Below are 23961 nucleotides of genomic sequence, written 5' to 3'. Positions count from 1 at the left end.
GCGTCACCGGGCTCGCACGCCGTCCGGCTCGCCGCCCTTGCTCGTCACGTCGAGACTTCCGTTGATGGTGACCGAGATGGACGCCGGACAACCGGTCTGACAGTCCCCCTTCGTTCCCGTGAGCGCGAAGTTCTCGACGGTCGCGGAGGGGCTCACCACGCCCTGCCAGCTCGAGTGAGCATTCACCTGCACGCAACCCGTGGTGACTCCCACGAAGATGGCCGGCAGGTTGACGCACCGGTTCCCATCCGTGTCGTTCTCGATGATGAGCGTCTGGTCCTGCTGCACCGCCAGACACTCGGGCTTGAAGTGGGTGGCGCCGGCCGAGTTCTCATCCATGCGCAAGAACGCGCAGGTCCCACCATCGCACGCCGTCGTCGTCGCCTTGCACGTCGTGTCCGCGGCCCCGCGCACCGCCGCGCCCTCGCTCGGGGCGGTGGCCGTCACGCACGCCACGCCTCCCAGGGACAACATCACCACCAGACCCACGTCTCGCACTCGCATGTGTGCCCGCTCCTTGTCTCAGCTGCGCGGGCCCGTATAGCGAGGAGCGTGCCAGCCCGGCCAGCACCCCTCAGGTGCCCTTGGCGCCCAGGCCCAGCTCCTTGAGACGACGTCCCAGCGCACGCCGCGACACCTCCAGGCGGCGCACCATCACCTCCAAGTCCCCGCCAGACTCGTGGAAGCAGCGGGTGATTTCCTCCGCGCTCAAGTCGCCCGCGGTGCGCACATGGGGGCTCTTGTCGATGAGGTCATAGAGCGAGGGACGCGGGATCCCCAGCGCATCCGCCGCCGCCTTCACGTCCCAGTCGTTGGCTCGCAGCGCGGTGAGCAACTCCTCCTGCGTCACCTGCGAAGGCTTGCGCCGGGCCACCGAAGCCGGCCGAGGCGTCACGGGTGCGACACGCGGCGTCGAGACTCCAGGTCCCAGCTCGGCCTCCAGCACCGGCTCGATGTGCAGGCGCGACTGCCCCCGGCTCCCGATGACGAGCTGCCGCGTGAGGTTGCGAAGCTGCCGGATGTTCCCGGGCCAGGCGAAGTGGACCAGCCGCGCGGCCAACGTCGTGGGCAGCCAGGGCTCGGCGTGGGGGTCTTCGTTCTCCAGGCGGTGAGCCTCGCCCAGGGTCGCCAGGGCCTCGGCGGCGAAGTGGAAGAAGAGGCGCCCCAGGTCCTCGCGGCGCTCGCGGAGCGCGGGCACGCGGATGTCATAGCCCGCGAGCCGATGCAGCAGCGGCGCCTTGAAGCGCCCTTCGCGAATCTGCTCCTCCAGGTGCGCATCCGTCGCGGCGATGAGCCGCACATCCGTGCTCACGGGCGTGGTGCCACCGACGGGATACATCTCCCCCGTCTCGAGCACGCGCAGGAGCATCACCTGCACCTCGGGCGGCGCCTCGCCCACTTCGTCGAGGAAGAGCGTGCCGCCGCGCGCGGCCCCGAAGAAACCGTCACGACTGCTCGTCGCCCCCGTGTACGCGCCCTTCTGCGTGCCGAACAGCTCGGCGGCGGCCAGCTCCTTGGGGATGGCGCCCAGGTTGACGCTGACGAACTTCTCCTCGCGCCGTCGGCTGCGCTGATGGATGGCCCGCGCCACCAGCTCCTTGCCCGTGCCCGTCTCACCGCGAATGAGCACCGGCACGTCCAGGTCCGCCACGCGCTCGATGTGTCGGCGCACGCGGCGCACGCCGGTGCTCTCGCCCACCATCTCCAGCGCGTCCGAGCCTCCCTCCAGGTCGAGGTCCACCGTGTGCAGGAGCACCACCACCCGCCCAGCCAGCTCCAGCGGCACGCCCTCCGCGAGCGCGCCCGCATCGAAGTCCCGACTGCCCTGCAACACCTCGCCGGAGAGCACCACGCGCGTGCCGCCCTCGCTCACGACCACCCGCACGCCGCCCTCGCCCACGGGCTCGAACCCCAGCGGCTTGCGGCTCACGAACGGATCCGACAGCGGCAGGCCCAAGGCATGGCGGGGGCGCGTGAAGTCCGGCGCGTTGCGCGACACCTCCATCGCGCGCCCCTCCGCCACGGGCTGAAGCAACAGGCGCTCTCCCACGCGCCGAGGCACGGGGTGCGAAACAAGGGTCAGCGCGGGGATGACGCGTGGCGTTCGCGCGCGCCGCCCCCGCTCCTGGAGCGCGGCCGTCGACACATCGGCAATCGGTTCGGAAGGCATGAGGGGTCCCGGCCGGACTCCCGGCGCGGCGGCCGGCACTCTACCGCTGGAGGCGACGGGTCGGAACGCGACGGTCGACACGTCGGCCGACGCGCATGGCTAGAGTGCGCCGCCATGTCCCACGTTCCCACGCTGACAGCGGCCGCGGTGCGGCGCGAACTGGCCCTGCTGGCGGATCCCCACAAGGCCACCGTCCTGACGCGCTTCTTCCAGTGTGGCCCCGGCGGCTATGGCGAGGGCGATCGCTTCATCGGCGTCCAGGTGCCACCTCAGCGCAAGCTGGCGCGCGCCTTCCGAGCCCTGCCTCCCGAGGCCATCGCCGAGCTGCTCCAGGATGGCATCCACGAGCACCGGTTCACCGGCTTCCTCATCCTGATTGGCCGCTTCGCCTCCGGTGACGCCGCCACGCGAGCACACAGCTTCGCGCTGTGCCGCACGCACCTCGCGCGCATCAACAACTGGGACCTGGTGGACACGGTGGCGCCGGGGCTGCTCGGGCCTCACCTCCTGGACAACCCCACGCTCAAGCCCTGGCTCGACACGTTGGCGCGCTCCCCTGTGCTGTGGGAGCGGCGGATCTCCATCATCTCCACGCAGGCCTTCATCCGGGCCGGCGCGTTCGAGGACACGCTGCGGCTCGCGGAGCGGTTGCTCCACGACCCGCATGACCTCATGCACAAGGCGGTGGGCTGGATGCTGCGCGAGGTGGGCAACCGGGACCTGAAGCAGGAGGAGGCCTTCCTCGACCGCCACGCGCACGAGATGCCTCGCACCATGCTGCGCTACGCCATCGAGAAGTTCCCCGCCGACCGCCGTCGGCACTTCATGCGCCAGAAGGGATGAGCAGGCAGGCCCGTGCGCGCTCCGCACCGGCCTCGAAGACAGCTCCCCTGCGTGACCGTCGACACGGGCAAGGCCCCACCGAGGCACTGTGCCCTGCCCCCCGAGGGGACCCACCCTTGGCGAGTGATGGGCTGAGGACACGGGGGAGGCCATGATGCGGCGGTTGCGTCCAAGTGCGCGGTGTTGGGTCGCCTGGGTGTGCTGTGTCGGCGTGGCTTGCACCTCGAACCCAGAGAAGGGCACGCGCACGCCCGCGCCACCGCCCGCGTCCAACGGCCCCCGCCCGAGCGACCCCGCCGCGCCAGACGGGGGACCGCCGCCCGCGCCGCAGACGCCGCCGCAGACGCCGCCGCCCGGCGAGCCTCCCGCTGGCGCTCCCGAGGCGCAGGTCTTCCCTCCGGCCTTCCAGCAGGAGCTGCCCGGCTCGCGCGCCGTGGCGCAACGCACCACGTTCCGCTTCCGCGTTCCGGTGGCGCGCGCCGGTGAGCGGCTGAGCTTCGTGTTCGTCGCAGGGGACGACGTGCTGAGGATCCACGCGGCCACGGTCGCTCGCGCGGATGCGAACGGCGCCCTCGCGTCGGCCCCCGTGGCGCTGTCCTTCCAGGGCGCTCCCGGCGCAACCCTGTCCGCCCGCCATACCGTGCACAGCGACCCCGTGGCGCTGTCCGTGAGCTTCCGCGAGGAGCTGGCCATCTCGTTCGAGGTCGATGGCGCGATCGCCCAAGGGCAAGCGGACCTCTTCCCACAGAGCTACGCCGCGGTGGGCGCCCATGCCTCCGCGCCCGAGCGCTTCGGTCAGCCACAGGCCCGACTGGTGGGGCTCGGCGGCATCGAGGTGGAGGGCACGGCGGCGCGCACGGTCGCGCTCATCGGAGGCGGGCTCGCGGCGGGCAAGGGCGCGCCCACGGGAGATTACCGAGACACCTGGCCCGCGGTGGCCGAGCGACTGCTGGGCGCGCCCGTGCTCAACGTCAGCCAGGAGGGGCTGGGCGTGGACGCGGCGCTCACGGCGCTCGACGCGGGCACGTTGAAGGTGACAGGCGTCACGGACTGCCTGGTCATGCTGGGGAGCGACGAGGCCGCGACGACCTCCACGGCCACCCTGCAGACCTCCCTCAACGCGCTCCTGTCGCGACTGCGCGCGCGCTGCAACGTGTACGCGGGCACGCTCCCGCCGCAGGGCGTCTCCACGGCCAGCGGCCCACCGGACTCCACGGCCCGGCGCGAGGTGAATGACTGGCTGCGCTCGACGGTCCCCGCGCCGCAGGTGGTGGACTTCGACGCGCTGCTGCGGGACCCCTCCAACCCCGAGCATTGCCAAGCCGACATGCAAGATGACACCGGCGTCCTCTCCGAGCGCGCCCAGGTGCGCATGGGCGCCGAGGTCGCGCGGCGGCTCGGCGGCGCGCCCCCCGAGGAGCGCCCGCGAACGATGACCACGGAGGTGACGCTCACGGACTCCAGTCACGATGTCCTCGCGGTGGATGCCAGCGGCACCGTGTACGCGGTGAAGAACGGCGCGGGGCGCTCGCGGCTGTGGGCCAGCACCGACAACGCGCGCTCGTTCAAGCCTCGCGGGACGCACCCCACGGGCTCGGCCTTCCAGGTGATGACGGCGCTGAAGGACGGCACGCTCCTGGCGGACACCCAGGCCCTGGACGGCACGCACGCGCTGGCGCGCTCCATCGACCAGGGCGCCACCTGGAGCGACGTGCTGCCCCTGGGGCTGTTCCGCATGCTCCAGCCCGGCAACATCCGCGAGCTGCACGGCACGCTCTTCTTCGGCGAGTACCAGGTGTTCGCCGAGGAGTCGCCGGTGCGCATCTGGTCGAGCACGGACCGAGGCGCCACGTGGAAGGTGCGCGCCACGCTGCAAGGTCGCCGGCACTGTCACTCGTTGGTGGCGGACCCGGAGCAGGGCGTGCTGTGGGCGATGATGGGCGACCTGCACGGTGGGCTGCTGCGCTCGGTGGATGACGGCGTCACCTGGAAGCCCGTGCTGGACGGCCCCACGGGCGTCGCCGTGGACGGCATCGTCACGCCGCGCGGCCTGCTCTTCGGGACGGACAACCTGTACCGGCCGCCCGTGCCCGTCATCCGCCGCGTGGGCACCGACGACGAGGTGGCGCAGATGAAGCGCTTGCCCGGCCCCAGCTACTCGGTGCTTCGGCTGCGAAGCGGGGGCTACCTCATGGGGACGACCCGCGAGACGAGCGGTGACGTGTACGCGGACGGGGACGTGAGCGCCCACGTCTTCGCCAGCGCGGACGGCCTCTCCTGGACCGAGTTCACCGCCTACCCGCGCCTGTTCCCGGACGACTACGCGCGCGCGGACGTGTACTGGGAGCTGTCCTCGGGCGAGGCCCTGCTGAAGCTGACCAACGTGGAGGGCATCGGGACGGGGTTCCAGCTCCTCAAGAGCACCCTGCACTGAAGGGCGGGACCTCGTGGGTTGAGGCGCGGAAGCCCCCCGGGCTAGCATGCGCGCGCGTGGAGAGCCCCGAGCGCGTCGTGTTCCAGCAGAGCTTCGAAGGACTCATCCGCGCCCTCGGCTCGCGCATGGACGACGATTGCGTCCAGCGCCTGCGTCAGGTGGGAATCGACCCCATCCGCCCGCTCGCGGTGGCCTACCCGTTGGAGGTCTGGGTGGGCGCGCTGCGAGAGGCCGCCGCCACGCTCGCGCCCCAGGCGCCGCTGGATGAGGCCGCCGCGCTGGTGGGGCACCGCTTCCTGCACGGCTACGGCGGCACGCTCATTGGTCGGGCGCTGCTGACCGGCGTGCGCCTGCTGGGGCCGCAGCGCATGTTGGAGCGCATGACGCGCAACCTGCGCACGGGCACCAACTACCTGGAGGCCCACCTGGAGCAGCAGGGCCCCACGCACTACGTGCTCACCTGCCGCCCCGTCGTCATCGTGGGCTTCTACGTCGGCCTCTTCTCCGCGGGCCTGGAGATCAGCGGCGCGCAGCAGCCCGTGGTCCGCGTGTTGAGCACCGACGGCGACACGGCCGTGTACGACCTCACCTGGACGTGAGCGGGCCCTATACTCGGGCCATGTCCCGCCTCGCCCTCGTCGCCGCGCTGGCGCTCGCGCTGCCCACCCTGGCCCTGGCCGCCGGGGGACGCCCGCAGCTCCAGACCTATTTTCAGTCCAGCCTGAGCAACGCCACCTACTCCCAGAAGACGTTCGCGCGCGTGGCGCGGACCTGGGTCCAGCCGAGCGCGAAGCAGGTGCCGGCGGTGGGCAAGAAGGCCATTGTCCAGGCGGTGCTCGGCCCGGACGGCAAGCTCGTCTCCAGTCAGGTGTTGATGGAGTCCGGCTCCAAGGCCTGGGACGCGGCCGCGCTCGCGGCGGTGAAGAAGGCCGCGCCGTTCGACCCGCTGCCGGCGGGCACCCTCGCCCCGCTGGAGGTGCACTTCCACTTCGCGTGGGTCGCGGACAAGTAGCCCGCGCCTACTCCAAGAGGCGCGTCCAGTCGCGCTCGTCCTCGAAGAGGCGCACGCCGATCCGCGCGCACACCTCGCGGTGCGCCAGCGCCGCGCGCCCGCCCACCCAGACGAGCTGCCCTCGCGGCATCGCGTCCACCAAGGCCGTCAGCATGGACTCGAACGCGGCGCGGCCCTCGTCCGTCACGCAGGACAGGCCCACGAGGTCCGGCCGCAGCCGCGTCACCACCCGGCCCAGGTCCGCGGCGGGCACCCGCTGCCCCAGCAGCGTCACCCGCACGCCCGCGTGGCGCAGACGCAGGGCGGCGCCCAACAAGCCAATCTCGTGCTGCTCCTCCGGGAAGCACGACAGCACCGCGTGACGGCGTCCGCCCTTGGGCGCGCCGTGCAGCATGCTCACCATGCGCATCCGCACCATCTGCGAGACCAGGTGCTCCTGCGCCACCGTCAGCAGGCCCGCGTGCCAGCGGTCGCCCACCTCCAACTGCACGGGCGACAGCACGTCCTCATAGGCCTTGAGCGGCGGCAGCGCGGACAGCGCCTCGTCGAGAATCTCCGAGACACGCGTCTGGTCGTAGTCCTCCGCCGCCGACAGCATCGCGGCCTTCCACGCCTCCAACTGCGCGCCGTTGACGGCGGGGCGCACTTCGCCCGGCGGAGGCTCCGAGGCCAGCTCCGAGAGCAAGCGCGGCACCATGCGCGCCGCCTCGCTGATGGCCACGCCCTCGTCCGTGAGCTGCTTCAAGCGCTTGAGCAGCGCCACGTCCCGCTCCGTGTAGACGCGGTAGCCCGAGGGCGTGCGCTCCGGAGTCAGGATGCCGTAGCGGCGCTCCCAGGCGCGAATCAGCTCCACCCGGACACCGGAGAGCTCGGCGGCGATGTGGATGCGGTAGGTGCGCTCTGCCATGGTGTGTGTCACCGCGGAGGTCGGAACGAGGCCCTTCACACCTGTGGCCAGAGAGCGACCCGCGCTTCCGCTGACTCCGCGTCCTGTGCTCCCAGCGGGAAGAGGGTTTTGAAGTGCTCCCGAGCGCCCGGACCTCCTAGCACGACCTCGCGGGGAGCGCAGGCCTTCATCACCGCGCGGACCGCGGCGGGCAGGGCGCAACAGCTACAAGAGCGCATCGCCGCGTTCGCTCCCTCCCGGGCACAGGCACACCCCCGCGCCTCGGTGAGCGCGTTCGCTCGCGGGAGCGCCACCCGAGCGGTCCCGCGTTGCGAGCGCAGGCTCATCGCGAGCCATCCCCCTTCGCGCGGGTCACCCAACGAGCAGGCCCGTGCCGCACTGCATCCCAGCGCTCGGCCACGCCCTCAGCCCCCGCGAGGCATTGCGTGAAGCCGTCCAGGTTCGTCGCGCACGCCAGCCTCGTCACGACGCCCGTGAGCCCCGCTTCGAACCGCGCCAGGGGTCCGGATGCATGCGGCTCACCGACCTCCACCAGCACATCGGGGCGCTCGTGCTCGAAGAACGCGTAGCGAATCCCCACTGGCACACACGTCACGTCCGCGGCGCGGGACAGCCACTCGACGCCCCGCTCCAGGCGCAGCGGCAGCACGCCGAAGGGACGGTGCTCCCCCTCGGGGAAGAGGCACACCGCCGCGCGGGGCCCGCGCAGCAGCCTCCTCGCATAGCGCAGCGAGCCCAAGGTGGACGCGGCATGCCCGCGACGGATGCTGAAGGCGCCCAGCCTCGCCAGGAAGCGGTAGCGACGCAGGTTCTCTTCATCCATGAGGCAGTAGCCGTCCCAGCCCGCCATCAAGCAGACCTGGTGCGCCACGAAGCCGTCCCACCAGTTGGCATGGTTGAGATAGACGAGCCGCCCCTCGGGCCCCGAGGGCAGCGCGCCCCGAATCCACAGCCCCCGGAACGCTCCTCGGAGCTTCCATCCGACGTAGCGGTCCAGCGCCCACCCGAGGGGTCCGCCCTTCGCCGCGCGAATCAAGTGGCCCGAGCCTCGCCGCGAGTCAGGGCGGCAAACAGCGCCACCCCCAGCGACACCAGCGTGCTCGTCAGCACGAAGAACAGCACTTCCTCCAGAGGTACCGCGCCCACGTACACCCCCAGGTGTCGGCCCTCGCCAAATCGCCAGAGGCCCGTGGAGATGGCCAGGTGGTCCGCCACGGACAGGTACAGGCCCACGCCCAGCGCGGGAGGCAGCACGGCGCGCAGCACGCCTCTCGTGCGCGTCCCGTGGTGACGCCACAGGAAGAACATCTGCAATCCAATGACGGGAAGCCCCCACCCGAACAAATGAACGAGGTAGGCCCAGCGCGTGCTCATCATGGAGTCACCTCCCGCTCCAACCGGACCCGAGCCCAGACCCCCACCAGCAGCGTCTGGAGTCCGAAGAACAGGTACTCCTCCACCGGCAACCCGCCCAGCCGCGGCCCCCAGATGCGCTCCGGCGCGAAGTCCCACAGCCCCCACTGCACGGCCGCGTGGTCCCACGGCGTCGTCGCCGCGTAGACGACGAGCAGCAGCCACCCCAATGGCTGGAGGAGTCGCCACGACAACAGGTGCCGCTCCCGCGCGAGGAGCAGCGCCAGGGGCAGGACGACGAACACTCCCAAGAAGCGCGCGTAGGTCATCCGGGTCCTCCACTGGGTTCGGGCCACACGCGCTCCAGCCGGCCACCTGGATGGAGCCGATACGTATGTCCGCGCCACGTCACCGGGCGGGAGCGGCGCAGCGAGCCGAGGAACGCGGCCCACAGCAGGCACTCGCCCAGCAGCCAATCCGTCCCCGCGCGCACCAGGCCGCCGGTGTCCCCTCCGGCTCGGGCAACGTCCTCGCCCCACCGCGCCAGCCGCCACGACAGGCCCAGCCGAGCCAGCACCAGCAGGGCCACCGCGCCCATCAGCGGCGGCTCGCGCAGCACGGCGGCCACGAGGAGCAGCGACGGCGTGGGCGTGAACAAGAGCGGCACGGTGGGGTACAGCTCGGGACGATGCGAAGCGAGCACGCGCATCCACCGCGTGAGGCGACCCAGCGGGCCTCGCCAATCGGACAGCGGCGCCAGCGGAACCAGCGCCGGAGCGGCCCCCAGCGCCACGTCCAGCCCCTGCGCGTGCAGTCGCCGAGACAACTCCAGGTCCTCGCCCAGATGATCCGCCACGCTCCGCAGCGCCTCCACCGCCCGAGGAGAGAAGCCCATGGCCTTGCCGCACACCGCGGGCGCGCCCGCGCTCATGACGTGCAGCGCGCGAAAGCTGTGGTGCGTGTAGCGCAGCACCCCCGCGAGCGCGCGGGCCGGCAGCCCCCGAGGCAACACGGGCATGGGCGCGGCCGTACTGAGCGCGGCGCCCGCCACCACGGGCGCGACCAGCCCCTCCACCAGCGCGCCCGTCACCGCCACGTCCGCGTCCACCGCCACCACCACGCGCTCGCGCGCCTCGAGCACCTCCAGCGCGTGCAGCAGGTGCCCCACCTTGCGGTTCGCCGTGAGCGGCTCGCTCGGCAGCCACCGGACGCCCGGCGCCAGCCGAGGCCGGTAGGGCGAGACGACCACGTGCTCCAGCGGTCCCGGGTAGTCCACGGGCCGAGCGAGGTTCTCCAGTTCCTGGCGGGTGGGCGCCTCCACGGGACGCAGCAGCAACACGGGCACGGACGTGCGCGCCGCCACCGGCACGCGGCGCCCCAAGCGGAGCCACGTCACGACACTGAAGGCCGCGGCCACGCCCGCCCAGGACAGCGCCATCATCCCCAGCGCGCTCATGCCGCATGCTCCACGCGCGTGCGGAAGTGCGCCATCCAGCGAATGAAGGGGGAGTGGAAGCGGCGAAAGTCCGCCACCTCCCCGAGCGAATCCAGGCCACGCTCGCGCAGCTCCAGGCGCGCGTAGAACGGCGAGGACTCCAACAGCCGAGGCTCCCCCAGCGGCGCGGGCCCCGCGTCCAGCCGCTCGGGGATGCGCAGGCCCCAGCTCGACACGTAGGTGGACCGTCGCTCCGACGTGGGCCCTCGCGCGCACGAGACCGCCGCGGCGGAGGCCGTCAACCGAAGCGCCGGGAAGCGGCCCGGCAGGTGGTAGTCCACCACCGTCGAGTCCGCGCGGTGCGTGCGCGTCCAGTGCCATCCCGACAAGCGCTCGCCGAGCAACTCCTCGCCGTGATTGGTGTCGTGATAGCCCAGGCCCTCCACCGCCACGCCCAACGTCTCCACCTCCAGGCGCGCGCGGGCCCGAGGCGCCAACGCGCGCCAGTAATGCGGCAGCTCGGGCGCCAGCGTCACCTCCTCGCCCGCGGGCGTCAGCGGCTCCAACAGGAGGCGCGCGCGCACCGGCCGCCCCCAGGGCGCGGTCCAATCCACCACCTCCATCCGCACCGCGCCATCGTCCGCGTACGTGAGCGACGAGCGCCCGATGGCCAGGCGGCCCGGCGCTTCGACACGCGCTTCTGGGTACTCACTCAGCACCCAGGCCTCGCGCGTCCCCTCGTGGTACAGCGCGAAGTTCACCGCGCTGTGCTCCGCCGGCCGTCCCCCCCGCCGCGCCGCCGCCGAGTACCGCGGCGAGAACAGCGACCCCAGCATGAAGATGCACACCGCGCTGAACGGCCCCGCGCTGACGTCCGCGTAGAACCAGCGGTAGGCCCCCGCGGCCTCCGGCAACCGAGGCAGGGGGCACGGCTCGCTCATGTCTCCCTCCGCAAGTGCGCCAACGCCATCTCCGCGGCGAAGCGCCCGGACAACATGACCAGCGGCACACCCCCGCCCGGGTGCGTCCCACCCCCCGCGAAGAACAGGCCGGGAGTTCCGCCACGAATCCGAGGACGCCGGAACGGACCGAACCTCCCGTGCGGCAGGAAGCCGTAGATAGAGCCACCCGGAGCCCCCTGCTCCGCCAGGTCCACCGGCGTGCGCTGCCCCACGATGCGCATGCGCCCGCGCAGCTCCGGGAAGTGCTGATGGAGCTTGTCGAACATCTGCCCCTTCGCCCGCTCGGCATTCAGCTCCCACGCGCGCGCGGCGCGCTCCGCGGCCTCGAAGTCCTGGGGCAGCGGCGGCGCGTTCACCATGACGAACACGCCCGTGCGCCCCGGCGGCGCCATGGTGGCGTCCGTCGCGGAGGGGTTGCACAGATACACCGTGGGGTCCGCCGCGAGCTGTCCCCGGAACAGCTCGGAGAACTCGCGGGCCGAGTCCCCGCCGAAGAGCACCGTGTGATGCGGCAACGCCGGGCGTCCCTCCACCTCCAAGAGCAGCACGAAGCCAGAGAGCGCCAGGGGCCCGGACTCACGGCGCGCCGAGCGCAGCGGATCCGCGTTCACCACCACGGTGTCGAACGGCTCCGCGCTCCCGAGCGGCCCCACGCGGTAGCCCTCGGCATCTCGCGAGAAGGTGGCGCGCACGCCCAGCCGCACCGTGACCCCCTGGCGGTGCACGGCCTGCCCCAAGGCCTCCACCAGCGCGCCAATGCCACCGCGGACATGGTGCACGCCATAGGCCCGCTCGATGTGCGGGATGAGCGAGAACGCGGCGCTCGCTTCGAAGGGTGAGGCGCCCGCGTAGGTGGCGAAGCGCCCCACGAACTGCTGGAGGTGGTGCGTCTTGAAGTGCTTCACCGCGAGGTCATGCAGCGTGGGCAACTTCATCCCCGCCACCACCGCGCCCACGCCCCGCCTCGCCACGCGCGCCATGAAGCCCGCCAGCCCCTCGAAAGGGGCCTCCAGGTAGGGCTCGCCCGCGGCGCGCCAGATGCGCGCGGCCTCGTCGTAGAACGAGCGGACCCCGCGCCGCTCACTGGGCCGCAGCTCGCCCGCGCTCCACGCCGTGCGCTCCAGGTCCTTGTGCGCCGTGAACCTGCACCCGTCGGAGAAGCGATAGGCGCACTGCGGCTCCAACTCGATGAAGGGCGGCAAGAGGTCCACCGCATCCAGCGCCGCGAACGTCCCGCGCACCAGCTCCGGCAACGTCAGCAGCGTGGGCCCCGTGTCCAGCGTGAGGCCCTCGCACGAGAGCGCGCGAGCCTTGCCACCCAACGTCGCGCCGCCCTCGAAGAGCGTCACCGCATGGCCCTCCTTCGCCAGGAGCCCCGCCGCGGTCAGCCCTCCGATGCCTCCTCCCACCACGGCGACGCGCATTCGCTTCATGGGCGCCTCTCAGCCTTCCGTCCCCGTGCGCGGCAGCAGCGCCTGCGCGGCGTCGGAGGACTCGGGCAACACCGAGGGGGGATGAACCAAGGTCAGGGCCGCCAGCGCGAGCTTCCGTCGCGTGGGCACGAACGCGCGGGCGCGGAAGACGTCGAAGTCCCTCGCCTCGATGTCGCGGAGGATGTCGCCATAGAGGGCGCCCATGAGCCGCACCATCCGCTGTGAGCCCACCCCTCGCAGGTAGCGCACCCCCGAGGCCGCGCGCGCGTAATAGGCCCGGGCACGGCGAATCTGGAACCGCATGAAGTCGCGCCACCGCGCGTCCACTTCGCCCCGGCGCAGGTCGTCCTCGGACAGACCGTAGGCGCGCAGCTCCTCGGCGGGCAGGTAGACGCGACCGCGCTCCAGGTCCTCGCGCACGTCGCGCAGGATGTTGGTGAGCTGCATCGCGCGGCCCAGGTCCGCCGCTGGAGCCACCGCGCGCGCGTCCTCCCCCCCGAGCACCGGCGTCAGCATCAACCCCACCACGCCCGCCACCCGGTAGCAGTACAAGTCCAGCTGCGCCCACGTGTCATAGCGAGCGCGCGTCAGGTCCATCTCCATTCCGGAGATGAGGTCCTGGAAGGGCTGCTCCGGAATGCGGTAGCGCCGCACCGTGTGCGCCAGAGCGGCGAACTCGCCCGCGTCCCAGGGCGCGCGGGCCGCCTCTCCGCGCGGGGGCGCAGGCAAGAGTCCCCACTCGGCCGAGGCCAGCTCCGGCATCGCCGTGTACAGCTCGCGCACGCGCCACCGCGCCGTCGCCAGACGGAGGGACAGGTCTCCGCCCTCGCCCGCGTCGCCATCCACCAGGTCATCGAGCCTTCGACAAAAGGCATACAGCGCGAAGGCCGCCTTCCGGCGCTGCCCGAAGAGCAGGTACGAGGCGAAGGAGAAGCTCTTCGCGTGCTGGCGAGTCACCTGCTTCGCCAACCCATAGCCCCGCGCGATGAGCGGCGCATCGTCCGAAGCGGGCGTCATGCGGTGGCCTCCGAGAACGACGCCGACGCAGGCGAGGCCGGCCGAGGCACGAGCCCCACCGTGCGCGCCCATGTCCCCAAGCGCTCGGTGACGAGCCGCGCGGAGATGAGCACCGTGGGCAGCCCCGTCCCCGGCTGCGTGGACGCGCCCACGAAGAAGAGGTTGCGCACGCGCGCGTCCTGATTGGCGGGACGGAAGGGACCAATCTGCATGAAGTTCTGCGCCAGCCCGAAGGCGCTGCCGCGCGCCAGATTGAACGTGCCGGCCCAGTCATCCGGCGTGAAGACGCGCTCCACCGCGATGTCGCGCTCCAACCCGGGGAGCCCCAGCTCGGCCAGGCGCTGGAACACCTTGGCGCGCACGCGCGGCCCTTCGTCGCGCCAGCACAGGTTGGGGTGCTGATGCGGCACGGGCACCAGGACGTAGAGCGCGTCGCGGCCGGGCGGCGCGAGCCCTGGGTCCGTCCGAGTGGGCACGCTGACGTAGAAGCTCGGGTCCTCCGGCACACGGAAGCGCTCGAAGATGTCCTCGAACGAACCCCGGTAGTCGCGGCCGAACACCACGTTGTGGTGCAGGAGCCCCGGCACTCGCCGCTTCATGCCCAGGTAGAGGAGGTACGCGCTCGACGTGAAGCGCAGCGGCGTGCGCCGCTTCAGCGGGACGGCCTTCGCGTCCAACAACGTCTCATAGGCGTAGGGCAGGTCCGCGTTGCACAGCACCGCGTCCGCGCGAAGCACTTCGCCGCCCACCAGCCGCACGCCCGTGGCCCGCCCGCCCTCGGTGAGGATGCGCTCCACGCTCGCGCCATAGCGGAAGCGCACGCCCTCCTCGCGGCCCAGCCGCTCCAGCGCGCGGGGAATGGCATACAGCCCGCCCTGGGGAAACCAGATGCCCACGCCCAGCTCCGTGAAGGGCAACAGGCCATACACAGCAGGGGACGCGTACGGGGACACGCCCAGGTACATCGTCTGGAAGGTCATCGCCGCGCGCAGCCGCTCATCGCGGAAGAAGCGCGCCACGTCCGAGTACATGCGGCGGTGCGCGCGCACCTGGAAGAGGCTCGCCAGCACGCGGGGCGACAGGTAGTCCGTGAGCCCCGCGTAGTTGCGGCCCACCAGACGCTCCAGGCTGATGCGGTACTGCTCGCGGCCTTGGGCCAGGAAGGCCAGGTAGCGCTCGTAGCTGCCGGGCTCCACGCGCTCCAGCTCGCGTCCCATGGCGCACAGCTCGGAGGTGAAGGTGACGTGCGAGCCATCCCGGAAGTGCACGCGGTAGTTCGGATCGCACCGCAGGAGCGTCAGGTAGTCCTCTAACCGCCGGCCGAGCGCGCGGAAGGTCTCCTCGAACACCTCCGGCATCAACACGATGGTGGGGCCGATGTCCCACCTGAAGCCGTCCACCCGAAGCTGGTTGCAGCGCCCGCCGGGCCCGGATGTCTTCTCCAGGACCTGGACATCGAACCCGTGGTGCGCGAGCCGCGCCGCCGCGGCCAACCCGCCCACGCCCGCGCCCACCACCACCACGCTCGGCCTGCCGGGTTCACCCATGACGTCCTCACGCGGCCCGGTACGTCAGCCGCTCGATGAGCGCATCCAGCCGCTCGCGCATGCCTTGAGGATTGGGCAGCCCCCGGAGCGCACGCCGCGCGGCGCGAGAGCACTGCTCCACCCGCCGCTCACCCGCGGCACGCCCCCCATGGAACTCCACCAGCGCGCGGGCCCGAGCCAGCGCGGCGGCGTCCTTCGCGGCAGCGGGCAGCGACCACAGGGCATCCAGCTCGGCACGCCCCTCGGGCGAGGCCCGCGTATACGCGGCCAGCACCGGGAAGGTGCGCTTGCCTTGGACGAAGTCGCTGTCGCACGACTTGCCCGCCACGCCCGAGTCTCCGAAGAGGCCCAGCAAGTCGTCTCGGAGCTGGTAGGCCAGCCCCACGTGGCGGCCCACGCGCTCCAGCCCTTCCGTCAGCGCCTCGCCACCGCCCGCCAGCATGGCCCCGCACACCAGCGGCGCGCAGAAGCCGTAGCGCGCCGTCTTGAGGTGCGCCACGCGCAGCGACTGGAACAGCGTCACCTCGGACAACGGCGCGCGCGACACCTCCAGGTCCAGGAACTGTCCGGCCGCCGTGTGCCGACACACCGCCAGGTAGTAGCGCGCCACGTCGGTGACACCGGGCAGCCCGCACGCCAGCAGCGCCTCCAGTGCGCGCGCGAAGAGGTGATCGCCCAGCACCATCGCCAGGTCCTCACCCGCGCGCCCCGCCGCCAGCAGCTGGTGCAGCGCGGGGCCTCCGCGGCGCGTCGTCGCCTGATCCGCCACGTCGTCGTGGATGAGCAGGAACGTGTGCAGCAGCTCCAGGCCCGCCGCGAAGCGCCACAGCCCCGGCGGCACTCCCGAGCCGCCCCGCGCCATGCCATAGCCCGCCAGCACCAACGCCGGCCGCAGTCGCTTCGCCGGCCGCAGGGCATAGGCCCGCGCGCGCGCCATCGCCTGAGTCCAGCGTTCGTCCAGGCCCACCTCGTCCGGCAGCTCGAACAGCTCCGCCAGCGAGGACTCCACCTGCCCCTGCACGCGCTGCAGCCACGCCTGTTCGAGCGACGGCGCGTCACCCGCCGACTGCGCGTTGGGAGGCACGGGGGCCATGCGGCGGACCTCACGGAGGAGAGGACGGACTGCGGCCTTCACCCCACAGGTAGCGTTTGCGTCCAGCTCTTGTCAAGACTATGTCCAATGTTTGTTTCAACTCTGTACAAAGGAGTGCACCGATGAAGACATGGCTGGCTGGCGTGCTCTCGGCGACCCTGGCGGCGGGAGGAGCCCCTGTCGCGGGCCCTCGGGACGCGGCCCTGCGCGGCTCCAACGGGGAGTCGGTGCGGCTGTCCCACTGGCGAGGCAAGCCGGTCATCCTCTTCTACGAGGACCGGGACTCCACCACGCTCAACGCGGCCCTGAAGGAAGAGCTGTTCGCCAAGGGCCGCGAGCACGGGCTGCTGAGCGCCGCGTGGGTGGTGGCGGTCGCGAACCTCCAGCGCTACGACTTCTTCCCCGCTCGGCAGATCGCCCTCTCCTACGTCCGCGACGAGGAGAAGAAGGTCGGCATCCCCATCCTCGTGGACCTGGACGGGACGCTGGGCCGGGCCCCGTGGGAGCTGCCCACCAAGACCTCCAACGTGCTGCTCCTGGACGCCACGGGCGCGGTCGTCTTCCAGCACGCCGGGCGGATGAAGCCCGAGGAGCGCGAGGCCTTCTTCGTCCAGCTCGGCGCGCTGGTGGGGCAGGACCTTGGAGTGCCCGCGCCGGGAACCGGAACCGCCCCGTGAGGGTCGCCGTCACCGGCGCGAGCGGCTTCCTGGGCGCTCGGCTTGTTCAGTGTTTGTGCGACGTGGGGCATCAGGTCCACGTCCTCTCGCGCAACCTTGAACGAACCCTGGCCAGTCTCCCGGCGGGCGTCACGGGGACCTCCTGGGTGGGATGGGAGGTGCCGGACGGCGCGCTGGCGGGGGTGGAGGCGGTGGTGCATCTGGCCGGGGAGCCGGTGGATCAACGGTGGACGCGCGAGGTGAAGCACCGCATCCACGACAGCCGGGTGCTCGGCACGCGGGCGGTGGTGGCGGCGCTGGAGCGCGCGGGGACGGTGCGGCGGTTCGTGTCGGCGTCGGCGGTGGGCTACTACGGCGGCGCGCGGGGGGCACAGCCGCTGACGGAGTCGCATGCGCCCGGCGACGACTTCCTCGCGCGCGTGTGCCAGGACTGGGAGACCGAGGCCCTGCGAGCACGGGCGGCGGGTGTGGCCACCGCGGTGCTGCGCATCGGCGTGGTGCTGCATCCCTCGGGCGGCGCGCTGCACCGGATGCTGCCGCTGTTCCGCGTGGGCGCGGGCGGGCGCGTGGGCGCGGGGCTTCAGTACGTGAGCTGGGTGCACCGCGAGGACCTCGTGGACCTGCTGCGGTTCGTCGTGGAGCGCCCGGAGCTGGAGGGCGCGCTCAACGCCACGTCACCCGTGCCCGTGACGAACGCCGAGTTCGCGCACGCCCTGGGCCGCGTGCTGGAGCGCCCGGCCGGGATGCACGTGCCCGGCCTCGTGCTCAAGGCCCGCTTCGGGGAGATGGCGCGCGTGGTGCTGGAGGGACAGCGGGTGCTGCCGGCGCGCGCGCTGGAAAGAGGCTTCGTCTTCCAACACCCCGAGCTGGAGGCCGCGCTGAGGGACCTGCTGGGACCCGCCGCGCTCGCATAGGGTTGTCCGCGCATGGACGCGAAGCGCACCCCGGTCATCGACGGCGACACGGCGACGTTCCTCTGGCACGGGCGCAACGGCGTGCGCGTGCACGGCGACTTCCAGGACTGGCGGGGCGAGCCCCTCCCCCTGGAGCGCGCGGGCCCGAACCTGTGGGCCCGCACGCTGACGCTGCCTCGGGATGCCTACGTGGAATATGCGCTGTTCGACGCGCACGGCCGCCGCGTGAGGGACCCGCTCAATCCGCGCGTCTCGGACAACGGCTTCGGCGATGTGAACCACTGCTTCTACATGCCCGAGGGCGGCCCCACGCCGTTCTCGCGGCGCCTGCCCGGCGTGCCGCGCGGGCAGCTGACGCGGCACACGGTGGAGACGGAGGATCAGGCCGTGGGCGCGCGCCGCGCGGTGACGCTCTATGCGCCACCGGTGGAAGGCCCGGTGCCGCTGGGCGTGGTGCTGGACGGCGAGGACTACCTGCGACGCGCGCGGCTGCCCGTGCTGGTGGACAACCTCATCGCCGAAAAGCGCATGAGCCCCGTCGCCCTGGCCTTCGTCGCCAACGGCGCCGAGGCCCGCACGCCCGAGTACACGTGCAGCGAGGCCACCGTGCGCTTCCTCCTGAACGCCGTGCTCCCCCTGGCGAAGCGCGAGCTGCCCCTCCTGGACGAGCGCCTCCACCCCGGCGCCCACGCGGTGCTCGGCGCGTCCTATGGCGGCCTCATGGCCCTCTTCGCCGCCCAACGCGCGCCGGAGGTGTTCGGCCACGTGCTGGCCCAGTCCGGCGCCTACTCGCTGGAGGGCTGGGACTTCGTCGTCTTCGAGCTGGCCCGGCGCCCCCAGCAGCGCCCCCTCTCCGTCTGGATGGACTGCGGCGGCTTCGAGGGGCTCCTGGAGGGCAGCCGGCGCCTCGCCCCGCTGCTGACCTCGGCCGGCCACCGGGTGGCCTTCCGGGAGTACAGCGGCGGCCACAACTACCCGGCCTGGCGGGATGACCTGCCCCGAGGTCTGGAGTTTATCTTCCCACATTCACCCACCTCTCATCCGCGGAAGAAGCAACCTGGACGGGGGCAGGTGCGATAACCACCTTGGGCCATCCCGGGGCGATCACCGCCTCGGGCTTTCCCGCCCGGAGTCCCGCCATGTCCCGCGTCGATGGTGGCAACCGCCCCCCCTCCTCGTCGAGGCGCCCGGAAACGGAGCGCCCCGAGAGGGGTGACGTGTCGCGCGAGAAGAAGCCCGAGACCCCGGCCGCGCGGCCCACTGTCGCCAGGGCCCAAACGCCCACCGGCGCCAGACCGCAAGCGCCCACCGGCGCAAGGCCCCAAGAAGTGATGTCGAATCAGACGATGCGCCCCTTTCAAGGGCGGAGCGACTTCGAGCCCGCCCGCCCCACCGCGCGGCCCACGCCGCCGGCCCGGCCCGCCGTCTCGCCCGCGGACGCCGAATCCATTGCCCAGGCCGACGCGGAGCTGGGCCTCCTCGAGGAGTTCCCGGACCAGGACGCGCAGGGCGGTCTGGCGTCCGCGATGCTCCATGCGCACTCGGATGCGCCGGTGTCGCAGAACCGCATCGTGGAGCGGCTGAAGCAGGACGGTCGCCTGGAGGCCCTCTTCGGCGAGGTGTTCCGCGACGGCAACCCCTACGTGGAGCAGCCGCACCGCAAGGCCATCGTGCGCGCGCTCGACACCGCGATGGAGCGAGGCACCGTCACGACGGACGACATCAAGGCCTTCGCCCGGGGAGCCTACGCGCAGGAGTGGCGCGAGATTGGCGCCGCGCTCGGCGGCACGGCGCAGCCCTCGAAGGTGAAGTAACCGCGCCCGCGGCTACCGCGCCAACCGGGGGAGCCGCTTCACCAGCGCGCTCCGCACGGCCGTCGTGACCTGCGCGGCGTCCGCGGAGAGTTCCTCGGGCATCCAGAAGTAGAGCACGTGCGCGTCCACCTCCACCTGGGACCGCACGCAGCGCAGCCCGTCGACCTCCGCGCGCTCCGGGCTCTCCGGCAGACACTGCCTGCACAAGCAGGGCATCGGTGCGCCCGTCCCATGCGCGGTGAGGTTGATGGCGGGGCGCGAGCCCTTCGCGGCCCGAAGCAGGCTCGCGGCGTCCTCGGCGGTCAGCGCGCGCGGCGTCTGGAGCGACATGCCCAGCGCGCCCTTCGCCGCTTGGATTCCCTTGCCGGACGCGAAGCGGATGCTCGGGATGAGCGAGGTGACGTCGGTGATGGGGATGCGGTTGGCCGCCGAGCGCCAGCCATCATCGTCCTGCTCGGGCGAGCGCAGCACGGCCACCAGCCACAGCGCCTCGTCCGGCGGACGCACCGTCACGAGGAACAGGTTCCCGCCATCCTCGAGCGGATCCAGGGCGCGGCTGTTGCTGCGGTAGATGTCCAACGACAGCACGTCGCCAGGGGAGAGGCCCACCGCCTGCTTCTCGAAGATGGCCTTGCTGATGATGGCCAGCATGTCGGGCATGTCGCGGACTCTAGCAGGAGGCATAGAGTCCGCGCGGATGCCCGACTTGGACCCCGCCCTGGTGCGACTGCTCGACGAGGATGCGCGGGTGCGCCGCGACGCGGTGGACGCCGTGGACCTCACGTCCTCCCCGGGCCGCTTCGCCCTGCGGCAGTCCCTGCTGACGGACGCGGACGCGCAGGTGCGCGCGGCGGCGGCGCATCGGCTGGGGGACGCTCGTGACGCGCGCTTCATCCCCGCCCTGCTCGAGTCCCTGGGCGACGCGATGCCCAGCGTGCGTGATCGCGCCTGGCGCGCGCTGGCGAGGCTGGGAGCGGAGGCGCTGCTGTCTCCGGCCCGACGCGCGGCCCGCGAGGAGCCGGTGTGGTGGGTGCGCCGCGCGGCCGTGCGCGCCGCCGCGTCCCTGGCGACTCCGGAGGCGCTGGAGGTGCTGATGATCGCCCTGGAGGACCCATTCTGGCGCGTGCGCCATGCCGCGGTGCAGGCCTTGGGATGGCTCGGCGCGGAGGATGCGCGTGTCCGGGAGCGCGTCCAGCAGGCGGCGGAACGGACGCCCCAGGGCCCGCTGCGCTCGGCGGCCACGTACCTGGAAGGCGTGTGGCGCGAGGCGCCGTCCCGCCCGTAAGGACTGCTTAAGACTCCTCCCGGATAAGCGCAGGGTCGCGACCCATGAAGGGCGCGGCTGCGCGTGGCGCCTCGTCACGCCGGGAGGAATCGGGATGAGCAACCCTGTCAGAAACGACACGCCCCCCATTGATGCCACGCGGCGCAAGGTCCTCCGAGGCATCGGGCTGGCGCTGGCCGCCGCTCCCCTCGGGCGCCTCCTCGCCGCCTGCGGTGAGGGCACCTCCACCGCCGAGCCGATGTCGGACGCCGGCACGTTCATCGACTCCGGTGTCCCCGCCGAGAGCTGGGCCACCGGCGGCACGGCGGTCATGCGCGGCGGCTACCCGGATCCATTCGCGTCGGGCATCGGCAGCGCCTGCAAGCTGACGTGCGAGGCGACCCTGGGGCCCTGCTACGCGCGGACGCTGGAGCGCCAGGACATCAGCGAGGGCCATGACGGCCTTCCCGTGTGCCTGGCCTTCCTCATCGTGGACGAGACGTGCAAGCCCATCCCAGGCGCCAGCGTGGACATCTGGCACGCGGCGCCCGAGGGCCTCTACTCGGGAGAGGACGCGAGCACCTTCTGCACGTCCGCGGACGCGAAGGCCGTGGCGGCGCGCTGGTTCCGCGGCGTGCAGACCACGGACGCGAACGGACGCGTGCAGTTCGATACGTGCTTCCCTGGCTGGTACAGCAGCCGCACCATCCACATCCACTTCACGGTGCGGCTCAACGGCCAGGAGTACGTGACGTCGCAGCTCTTCTTCGACGACGCGCTGGACGACGAAATCGTCAACACGCAGCCGCTGTACAACGCGCGCGGGCCGCGAGACACGACGAACGCGCGCGACAACGTCGTCTCGGCGGACTCCGTCGTGGACTACCTGTTCCAGACGCAGCGCATGCCGGACGGCGCGATGTTGGCGTGGAAGACGCTCGTCATCCGCTCCTCGCTCGACGCCGCGCGCTGCCAGGTGCCGGGAGGCAGTGGCGGCAACCCCGGTGGACCGGGCGGCGACGGCGGCATGGGCCCGCCCCCCGGTGGCGACGGCGGCATGGGTCCGCCGCCGGGCTTCGACGGCGGCATGGGCCCGCCGCCTCCGTGACTCAAGGAGGACCGAAGGTCTCGTCCAGGACCTGGCGCATGAAGGCGGGACGCCGCGCGGCGGTGTCCCGCATCTGGTCGAGGCTCGCCTCCCACACGGCCAGCGAGGCGGGGTAGCTCCAGCGCTGGATGTGCTCGGCCATCTCCGGCGCCAACTGTCCGGCCACCGCGTCGATGGCCGCGACGACGCGCTCCGGCGCGAAGGTGTGGTCCAGGTGCCAGCGGAAGCGCGCGGCGAACCGCGCCCGGAAGTCCGGTGACGCCATCAGCTTGCGCGGCAGCAGCGCGGAAGGCTCCGAGAGCGAGGGGTCCGACAGGAGCCGCGTCAGCGTGTCGTCCTCGGGCCCCGTGAGCAGCGCCGAGTCCAGGTCGTACACCATCCAGCGCCAGCGCCCGTCCTGCGCCACGGGCGCGCCCGCCACAACCTTGCCGGTGTACCTCCACATCCGGATGTTGTTGTCCGGCCAGTCCGTGTTCGCGAGGTAGACCTCCGCGATGAGGTAGTCGATGAAGTCGTCCACATCCATGCGGGCCTGGACGTAGGCGTACGACGCCGGCACCGCGAGGTCATGCGTGCGCACGTAGCTGAGCAGGTCCTGATACGCCTGCGCGTCGCTCGCCCCGCCCACGTCCAGCAGGCCGCCCGCGCCCTCCAGGATGGCGACCTTCTTGCGGTCCACCGCGTAGTGCCCGCTCAGGTAGTACTCGTCATAGCGCTCGCGCAGCTCGTGCAGGCCCCAGTACTCGCCATTGATGAACACCAGCGCGGGGCGGCACGCCTGGAGCGGCAGCGCCGTCTCGCGCAGCAGCCCCTGGAGCACACAGTCCTTCAGCTTCGTGACGATCTGATCCTGCCCGGACGTGCGCAGGAGGATTCGCTTGAAGTCCCGCACGTTCAGCTCGGGGAACAGGGCGCCGGAGAACCACTCCGGGCCATAGTCCTCCTTCGCGTACAGGCGCAGGCTCTTCTGCGCCAGCACCGCGCTGCCCGACCCGTGGATGCGCACGCCCGCGGGCTGCGCGAGCCCGAGCGCGCCATCCGCCTCGAACAACTCCACGTGGACGGGCCGCTCCCAGTCCTTGCCATCCTGCATGTAGTTGCCGGTGTTCCAGCTCAGCGTGCCGTCCTCGGGGGAGTCCTGGTGCGCACTCCCCGGCACGTAGATGCCCATGGCGTCGCCGAACAGGTTCGCGGCCTCCGTCACCAGGGAGACCACGGGCAGCGTGTACGGCTCGCGGCCCAGCAGGTACGTGCGCGTCCAGCTCGGCCCCACGGGCGTCTCCCCGTCGAACGCCTGCGCGCGGATGACGTGGGCCAGCGACACCGGCCCCCGGGGCACCTTCCAGCGCCAGTGGTCAGGCGCCGTCAGGTCCGTGGTGGGGATGGCGGAGAGGAGCGCGGGGCCCTGCCCCCCCAACAGCACGAGCGGCCCCGAATAGAGCGGCGACTCGGGCGTGGGCACCGAGCCATCCAGCGTGTAGCGCGTCATCGTGGTGGAATCGGTGGGCAGCGTCAGCAGCGTCTCGGGCTGGTACAGGCCCGCGGCATCCAAGAGGTCCAACGGGCGCAGCGCCACGCGCGCGCGCCCCACGGTGCCAGAGACGTGCGAGGCCACCACCTCCACCTCGCGGGCGCTCGCGTCGGGCCACCACGGCAGGCTCCACTGCCCCCCCTCCACGTCCGCGCGCCCCAGGCGCACGCCATCCACGAAGACCTCCACCGTCAGCGCGCCCACGTCGCCTCGCACGGCGCCCCACAAGACGTGCCGCGCGTTGTCCATCCCCTCCAAGGTGACCGCGGGCAGCTCCTGCTCGACCTGCCCCTGGTCCGCCTCCTCCTTCGCCGGAGGCGAGCCATGGCAGGCGGACAGCCACAGCCCCAGACACGCCAGCACGGCTGGCGAACGCACGACACGAAACGAGAGCCCAGGATGAGGGAACGAGGTGAACATCCCCCCCCTCTATCAGCTGATAGTTTG

24 protein-coding genes are annotated in these 23961 nt (G+C 72.1%); 10 read left to right on the top strand and 14 right to left on the bottom strand.

Annotated elements, in window-relative coordinates; translation table 11 throughout:
• Positions 1 to 3: 3 nt before the first annotated feature.
• Together KRR26_RS24550 and KRR26_RS24545 are read right to left on the bottom strand one after the other, a co-directional pair.
• Positions 4 to 504: a hypothetical protein gene (locus KRR26_RS24550; protein WP_120204772.1), complete on the bottom strand. Its 501-nt coding sequence runs from the start codon at positions 502 to 504 to the stop codon at positions 4 to 6.
• 70 nt (positions 505 to 574) lie between these two features.
• The gene (locus KRR26_RS24545; protein ID WP_217081006.1) at positions 575 to 2170 is read right to left on the bottom strand and encodes a sigma 54-interacting transcriptional regulator; all 1596 of its coding nucleotides are present in this window, start codon (positions 2168 to 2170) and stop codon (positions 575 to 577) included.
• Positions 2171 to 2284: 114 nt separating this feature from the next.
• Here KRR26_RS24545 and KRR26_RS24540 point away from each other — a divergent pair, with 114 nt between their 5' ends.
• The 4 genes from KRR26_RS24540 (at position 2285) to KRR26_RS24525 (ending at position 6459) form a co-directional block, all read left to right on the top strand.
• Positions 2285 to 3013 (top strand): DNA alkylation repair protein, encoded by a 729-nt coding sequence (locus KRR26_RS24540; protein ID WP_120204768.1) that lies wholly within the window; start codon positions 2285 to 2287, stop codon positions 3011 to 3013.
• A 211-nt stretch (positions 3014 to 3224) separates the two neighbouring features.
• Complete coding sequence (locus KRR26_RS24535; protein WP_217081005.1) at positions 3225 to 5447, top strand: hypothetical protein; 2223 nt, start codon at positions 3225 to 3227, stop codon at positions 5445 to 5447.
• A 56-nt stretch (positions 5448 to 5503) separates the two neighbouring features.
• Complete coding sequence (locus tag KRR26_RS24530; RefSeq protein WP_120204764.1) at positions 5504 to 6046, top strand: DUF2378 family protein; 543 nt, start codon at positions 5504 to 5506, stop codon at positions 6044 to 6046.
• A 20-nt stretch (positions 6047 to 6066) separates the two neighbouring features.
• Positions 6067 to 6459 carry a TonB family protein gene (locus tag KRR26_RS24525; protein WP_217081004.1) on the top strand — a complete coding sequence of 131 codons (393 nt, stop codon included), beginning with the start codon at positions 6067 to 6069 and terminating at the stop codon, positions 6457 to 6459.
• A 7-nt stretch (positions 6460 to 6466) separates the two neighbouring features.
• Here KRR26_RS24525 and KRR26_RS24520 read toward each other — a convergent pair whose 3' ends face one another.
• The 10 genes from KRR26_RS24520 to KRR26_RS24475 all read right to left on the bottom strand — a co-directional run bounded on the left by KRR26_RS24520 (position 6467) and on the right by KRR26_RS24475 (position 16206).
• A complete protein-coding gene (locus KRR26_RS24520; RefSeq protein ID WP_120204961.1) occupies positions 6467 to 7366 on the bottom strand; it encodes a MerR family transcriptional regulator in 900 nt (299 codons plus the stop codon).
• A 322-nt stretch (positions 7367 to 7688) separates the two neighbouring features.
• Positions 7689 to 8402 (bottom strand): lysophospholipid acyltransferase family protein, encoded by a 714-nt coding sequence (locus tag KRR26_RS24515; protein WP_217081003.1) that lies wholly within the window; start codon positions 8400 to 8402, stop codon positions 7689 to 7691.
• Positions 8399 to 8743, bottom strand: a complete 345-nt coding sequence (locus KRR26_RS24510) for a lycopene cyclase domain-containing protein (RefSeq protein WP_217081002.1) — start codon at positions 8741 to 8743, stop codon at positions 8399 to 8401. Before KRR26_RS24510 ends, KRR26_RS24515 begins: the two co-directional genes overlap by 4 nt.
• Positions 8740 to 9048, bottom strand: coding sequence for a lycopene cyclase domain-containing protein (locus tag KRR26_RS24505; RefSeq protein WP_217081001.1), 309 nt, complete (start codon positions 9046 to 9048; stop codon positions 8740 to 8742). Before KRR26_RS24505 ends, KRR26_RS24510 begins: the two co-directional genes overlap by 4 nt.
• Complete coding sequence (locus KRR26_RS24500; RefSeq protein WP_217081000.1) at positions 9045 to 10175, bottom strand: glycosyltransferase family 2 protein; 1131 nt, start codon at positions 10173 to 10175, stop codon at positions 9045 to 9047. The genes KRR26_RS24505 and KRR26_RS24500 overlap by 4 nt, the downstream gene beginning before the upstream one ends.
• Positions 10172 to 11095, bottom strand: coding sequence for a carotenoid 1,2-hydratase (locus tag KRR26_RS24495; RefSeq protein WP_217080999.1), 924 nt, complete (start codon positions 11093 to 11095; stop codon positions 10172 to 10174). Before KRR26_RS24495 ends, KRR26_RS24500 begins: the two co-directional genes overlap by 4 nt.
• Positions 11092 to 12549 (bottom strand): phytoene desaturase family protein, encoded by a 1458-nt coding sequence (locus tag KRR26_RS24490; RefSeq protein WP_217080998.1) that lies wholly within the window; start codon positions 12547 to 12549, stop codon positions 11092 to 11094. Before KRR26_RS24490 ends, KRR26_RS24495 begins: the two co-directional genes overlap by 4 nt.
• Positions 12550 to 12558: 9 nt before the next feature.
• Positions 12559 to 13566, bottom strand: a complete 1008-nt coding sequence (locus KRR26_RS24485; RefSeq protein WP_217080997.1) for a phytoene/squalene synthase family protein — start codon at positions 13564 to 13566, stop codon at positions 12559 to 12561.
• Positions 13563 to 15113, bottom strand: coding sequence for a phytoene desaturase family protein (locus tag KRR26_RS24480; RefSeq protein ID WP_217080996.1), 1551 nt, complete (start codon positions 15111 to 15113; stop codon positions 13563 to 13565). The genes KRR26_RS24485 and KRR26_RS24480 overlap by 4 nt, the downstream gene beginning before the upstream one ends.
• Before the next feature lie 7 nt (positions 15114 to 15120).
• Complete coding sequence (locus tag KRR26_RS24475; RefSeq protein ID WP_120204744.1) at positions 15121 to 16206, bottom strand: polyprenyl synthetase family protein; 1086 nt, start codon at positions 16204 to 16206, stop codon at positions 15121 to 15123.
• A 122-nt stretch (positions 16207 to 16328) separates the two neighbouring features.
• On the opposite strand from KRR26_RS24475, the gene KRR26_RS24470 reads away from it, so the two are divergent.
• The 4 genes from KRR26_RS24470 (at position 16329) to KRR26_RS24455 (ending at position 19611) form a co-directional block, all read left to right on the top strand.
• Positions 16329 to 16883, top strand: a complete 555-nt coding sequence (locus KRR26_RS24470) for a peroxiredoxin family protein (protein ID WP_217080995.1) — start codon at positions 16329 to 16331, stop codon at positions 16881 to 16883.
• Complete coding sequence (locus KRR26_RS24465; protein ID WP_120204739.1) at positions 16880 to 17797, top strand: TIGR01777 family oxidoreductase; 918 nt, start codon at positions 16880 to 16882, stop codon at positions 17795 to 17797. Before KRR26_RS24470 ends, KRR26_RS24465 begins: the two co-directional genes overlap by 4 nt.
• Positions 17798 to 17809: 12 nt before the next feature.
• Positions 17810 to 18877 carry an alpha/beta hydrolase gene (locus KRR26_RS24460; RefSeq protein ID WP_217080994.1) on the top strand — a complete coding sequence of 356 codons (1068 nt, stop codon included), beginning with the start codon at positions 17810 to 17812 and terminating at the stop codon, positions 18875 to 18877.
• A gap of 251 nt (positions 18878 to 19128) precedes the next feature.
• Positions 19129 to 19611: a hypothetical protein gene (locus tag KRR26_RS24455; protein WP_236069153.1), complete on the top strand. Its 483-nt coding sequence runs from the start codon at positions 19129 to 19131 to the stop codon at positions 19609 to 19611.
• Between the two features lie 12 nt (positions 19612 to 19623).
• Here KRR26_RS24455 and KRR26_RS24450 read toward each other — a convergent pair whose 3' ends face one another.
• Positions 19624 to 20271 carry a hypothetical protein gene (locus tag KRR26_RS24450; protein WP_217080992.1) on the bottom strand — a complete coding sequence of 216 codons (648 nt, stop codon included), beginning with the start codon at positions 20269 to 20271 and terminating at the stop codon, positions 19624 to 19626.
• A 37-nt stretch (positions 20272 to 20308) separates the two neighbouring features.
• Between KRR26_RS24450 and KRR26_RS24445 the strand changes: the two genes are divergently transcribed.
• Both KRR26_RS24445 and KRR26_RS24440 read left to right on the top strand, forming a co-directional pair.
• Positions 20309 to 20896 carry a HEAT repeat domain-containing protein gene (locus KRR26_RS24445; protein WP_217080991.1) on the top strand — a complete coding sequence of 196 codons (588 nt, stop codon included), beginning with the start codon at positions 20309 to 20311 and terminating at the stop codon, positions 20894 to 20896.
• 94 nt (positions 20897 to 20990) lie between these two features.
• The gene (locus KRR26_RS24440) at positions 20991 to 21983 is read left to right on the top strand and encodes a dioxygenase family protein (RefSeq protein ID WP_217080990.1); all 993 of its coding nucleotides are present in this window, start codon (positions 20991 to 20993) and stop codon (positions 21981 to 21983) included.
• A gap of 1 nt (position 21984) precedes the next feature.
• On the opposite strand, the gene KRR26_RS24435 is transcribed toward KRR26_RS24440, so the two are convergent.
• The gene (locus KRR26_RS24435; RefSeq protein WP_328707208.1) at positions 21985 to 23892 is read right to left on the bottom strand and encodes a CotH kinase family protein; all 1908 of its coding nucleotides are present in this window, start codon (positions 23890 to 23892) and stop codon (positions 21985 to 21987) included.
• Positions 23893 to 23961 lie beyond the last annotated feature (69 nt).

It is taken from the genome of Citreicoccus inhibens (assembly GCF_019039035.1).
In the GTDB taxonomy this organism is placed as follows: Bacteria; Myxococcota; Myxococcia; order Myxococcales; family Myxococcaceae; genus Citreicoccus; species Citreicoccus inhibens.
Note: the sequence above shows the minus strand (reverse complement) of the source record. Positions and strands in the feature narration are given on the sequence as shown.

Bases quoted from the DNA above. Each gene is read 5' to 3' on its own strand.
- KRR26_RS24545 (WP_217081006.1), bottom strand. From the start codon at position 2,170: ATGCCTTCCGAACCGATTGCCGATGTGTCGACGGCCGCGCTCCAGGAG.
- KRR26_RS24505 (WP_217081001.1), bottom strand. From the start codon at position 9,048: ATGACCTACGCGCGCTTCTTGGGAGTGTTCGTCGTCCTGCCCCTGGCG.
- KRR26_RS24525 (WP_217081004.1), top strand. From the start codon at position 6,067: ATGTCCCGCCTCGCCCTCGTCGCCGCGCTGGCGCTCGCGCTGCCCACC.
- KRR26_RS24475 (WP_120204744.1), bottom strand. From the start codon at position 16,206: ATGGCCCCCGTGCCTCCCAACGCGCAGTCGGCGGGTGACGCGCCGTCG.
- KRR26_RS24485 (WP_217080997.1), bottom strand. From the start codon at position 13,566: ATGACGCCCGCTTCGGACGATGCGCCGCTCATCGCGCGGGGCTATGGG.
- KRR26_RS24450 (WP_217080992.1), bottom strand. From the start codon at position 20,271: ATGCCCGACATGCTGGCCATCATCAGCAAGGCCATCTTCGAGAAGCAG.
- KRR26_RS24550 (WP_120204772.1), bottom strand. From the start codon at position 504: ATGCGAGTGCGAGACGTGGGTCTGGTGGTGATGTTGTCCCTGGGAGGC.
- KRR26_RS24520 (WP_120204961.1), bottom strand. From the start codon at position 7,366: ATGGCAGAGCGCACCTACCGCATCCACATCGCCGCCGAGCTCTCCGGT.
- KRR26_RS24500 (WP_217081000.1), bottom strand. From the start codon at position 10,175: ATGAGCGCGCTGGGGATGATGGCGCTGTCCTGGGCGGGCGTGGCCGCG.
- KRR26_RS24540 (WP_120204768.1), top strand. From the start codon at position 2,285: ATGTCCCACGTTCCCACGCTGACAGCGGCCGCGGTGCGGCGCGAACTG.
- KRR26_RS24445 (WP_217080991.1), top strand. From the start codon at position 20,309: ATGCCCGACTTGGACCCCGCCCTGGTGCGACTGCTCGACGAGGATGCG.
- KRR26_RS24440 (WP_217080990.1), top strand. From the start codon at position 20,991: ATGAGCAACCCTGTCAGAAACGACACGCCCCCCATTGATGCCACGCGG.
- KRR26_RS24455 (WP_236069153.1), top strand. From the start codon at position 19,129: ATGTCGAATCAGACGATGCGCCCCTTTCAAGGGCGGAGCGACTTCGAG.
- KRR26_RS24480 (WP_217080996.1), bottom strand. From the start codon at position 15,113: ATGGGTGAACCCGGCAGGCCGAGCGTGGTGGTGGTGGGCGCGGGCGTG.
- KRR26_RS24510 (WP_217081002.1), bottom strand. From the start codon at position 8,743: ATGATGAGCACGCGCTGGGCCTACCTCGTTCATTTGTTCGGGTGGGGG.
- KRR26_RS24460 (WP_217080994.1), top strand. From the start codon at position 17,810: ATGGACGCGAAGCGCACCCCGGTCATCGACGGCGACACGGCGACGTTC.
- KRR26_RS24495 (WP_217080999.1), bottom strand. From the start codon at position 11,095: ATGAGCGAGCCGTGCCCCCTGCCTCGGTTGCCGGAGGCCGCGGGGGCC.
- KRR26_RS24490 (WP_217080998.1), bottom strand. From the start codon at position 12,549: ATGAAGCGAATGCGCGTCGCCGTGGTGGGAGGAGGCATCGGAGGGCTG.
- KRR26_RS24470 (WP_217080995.1), top strand. From the start codon at position 16,329: ATGAAGACATGGCTGGCTGGCGTGCTCTCGGCGACCCTGGCGGCGGGA.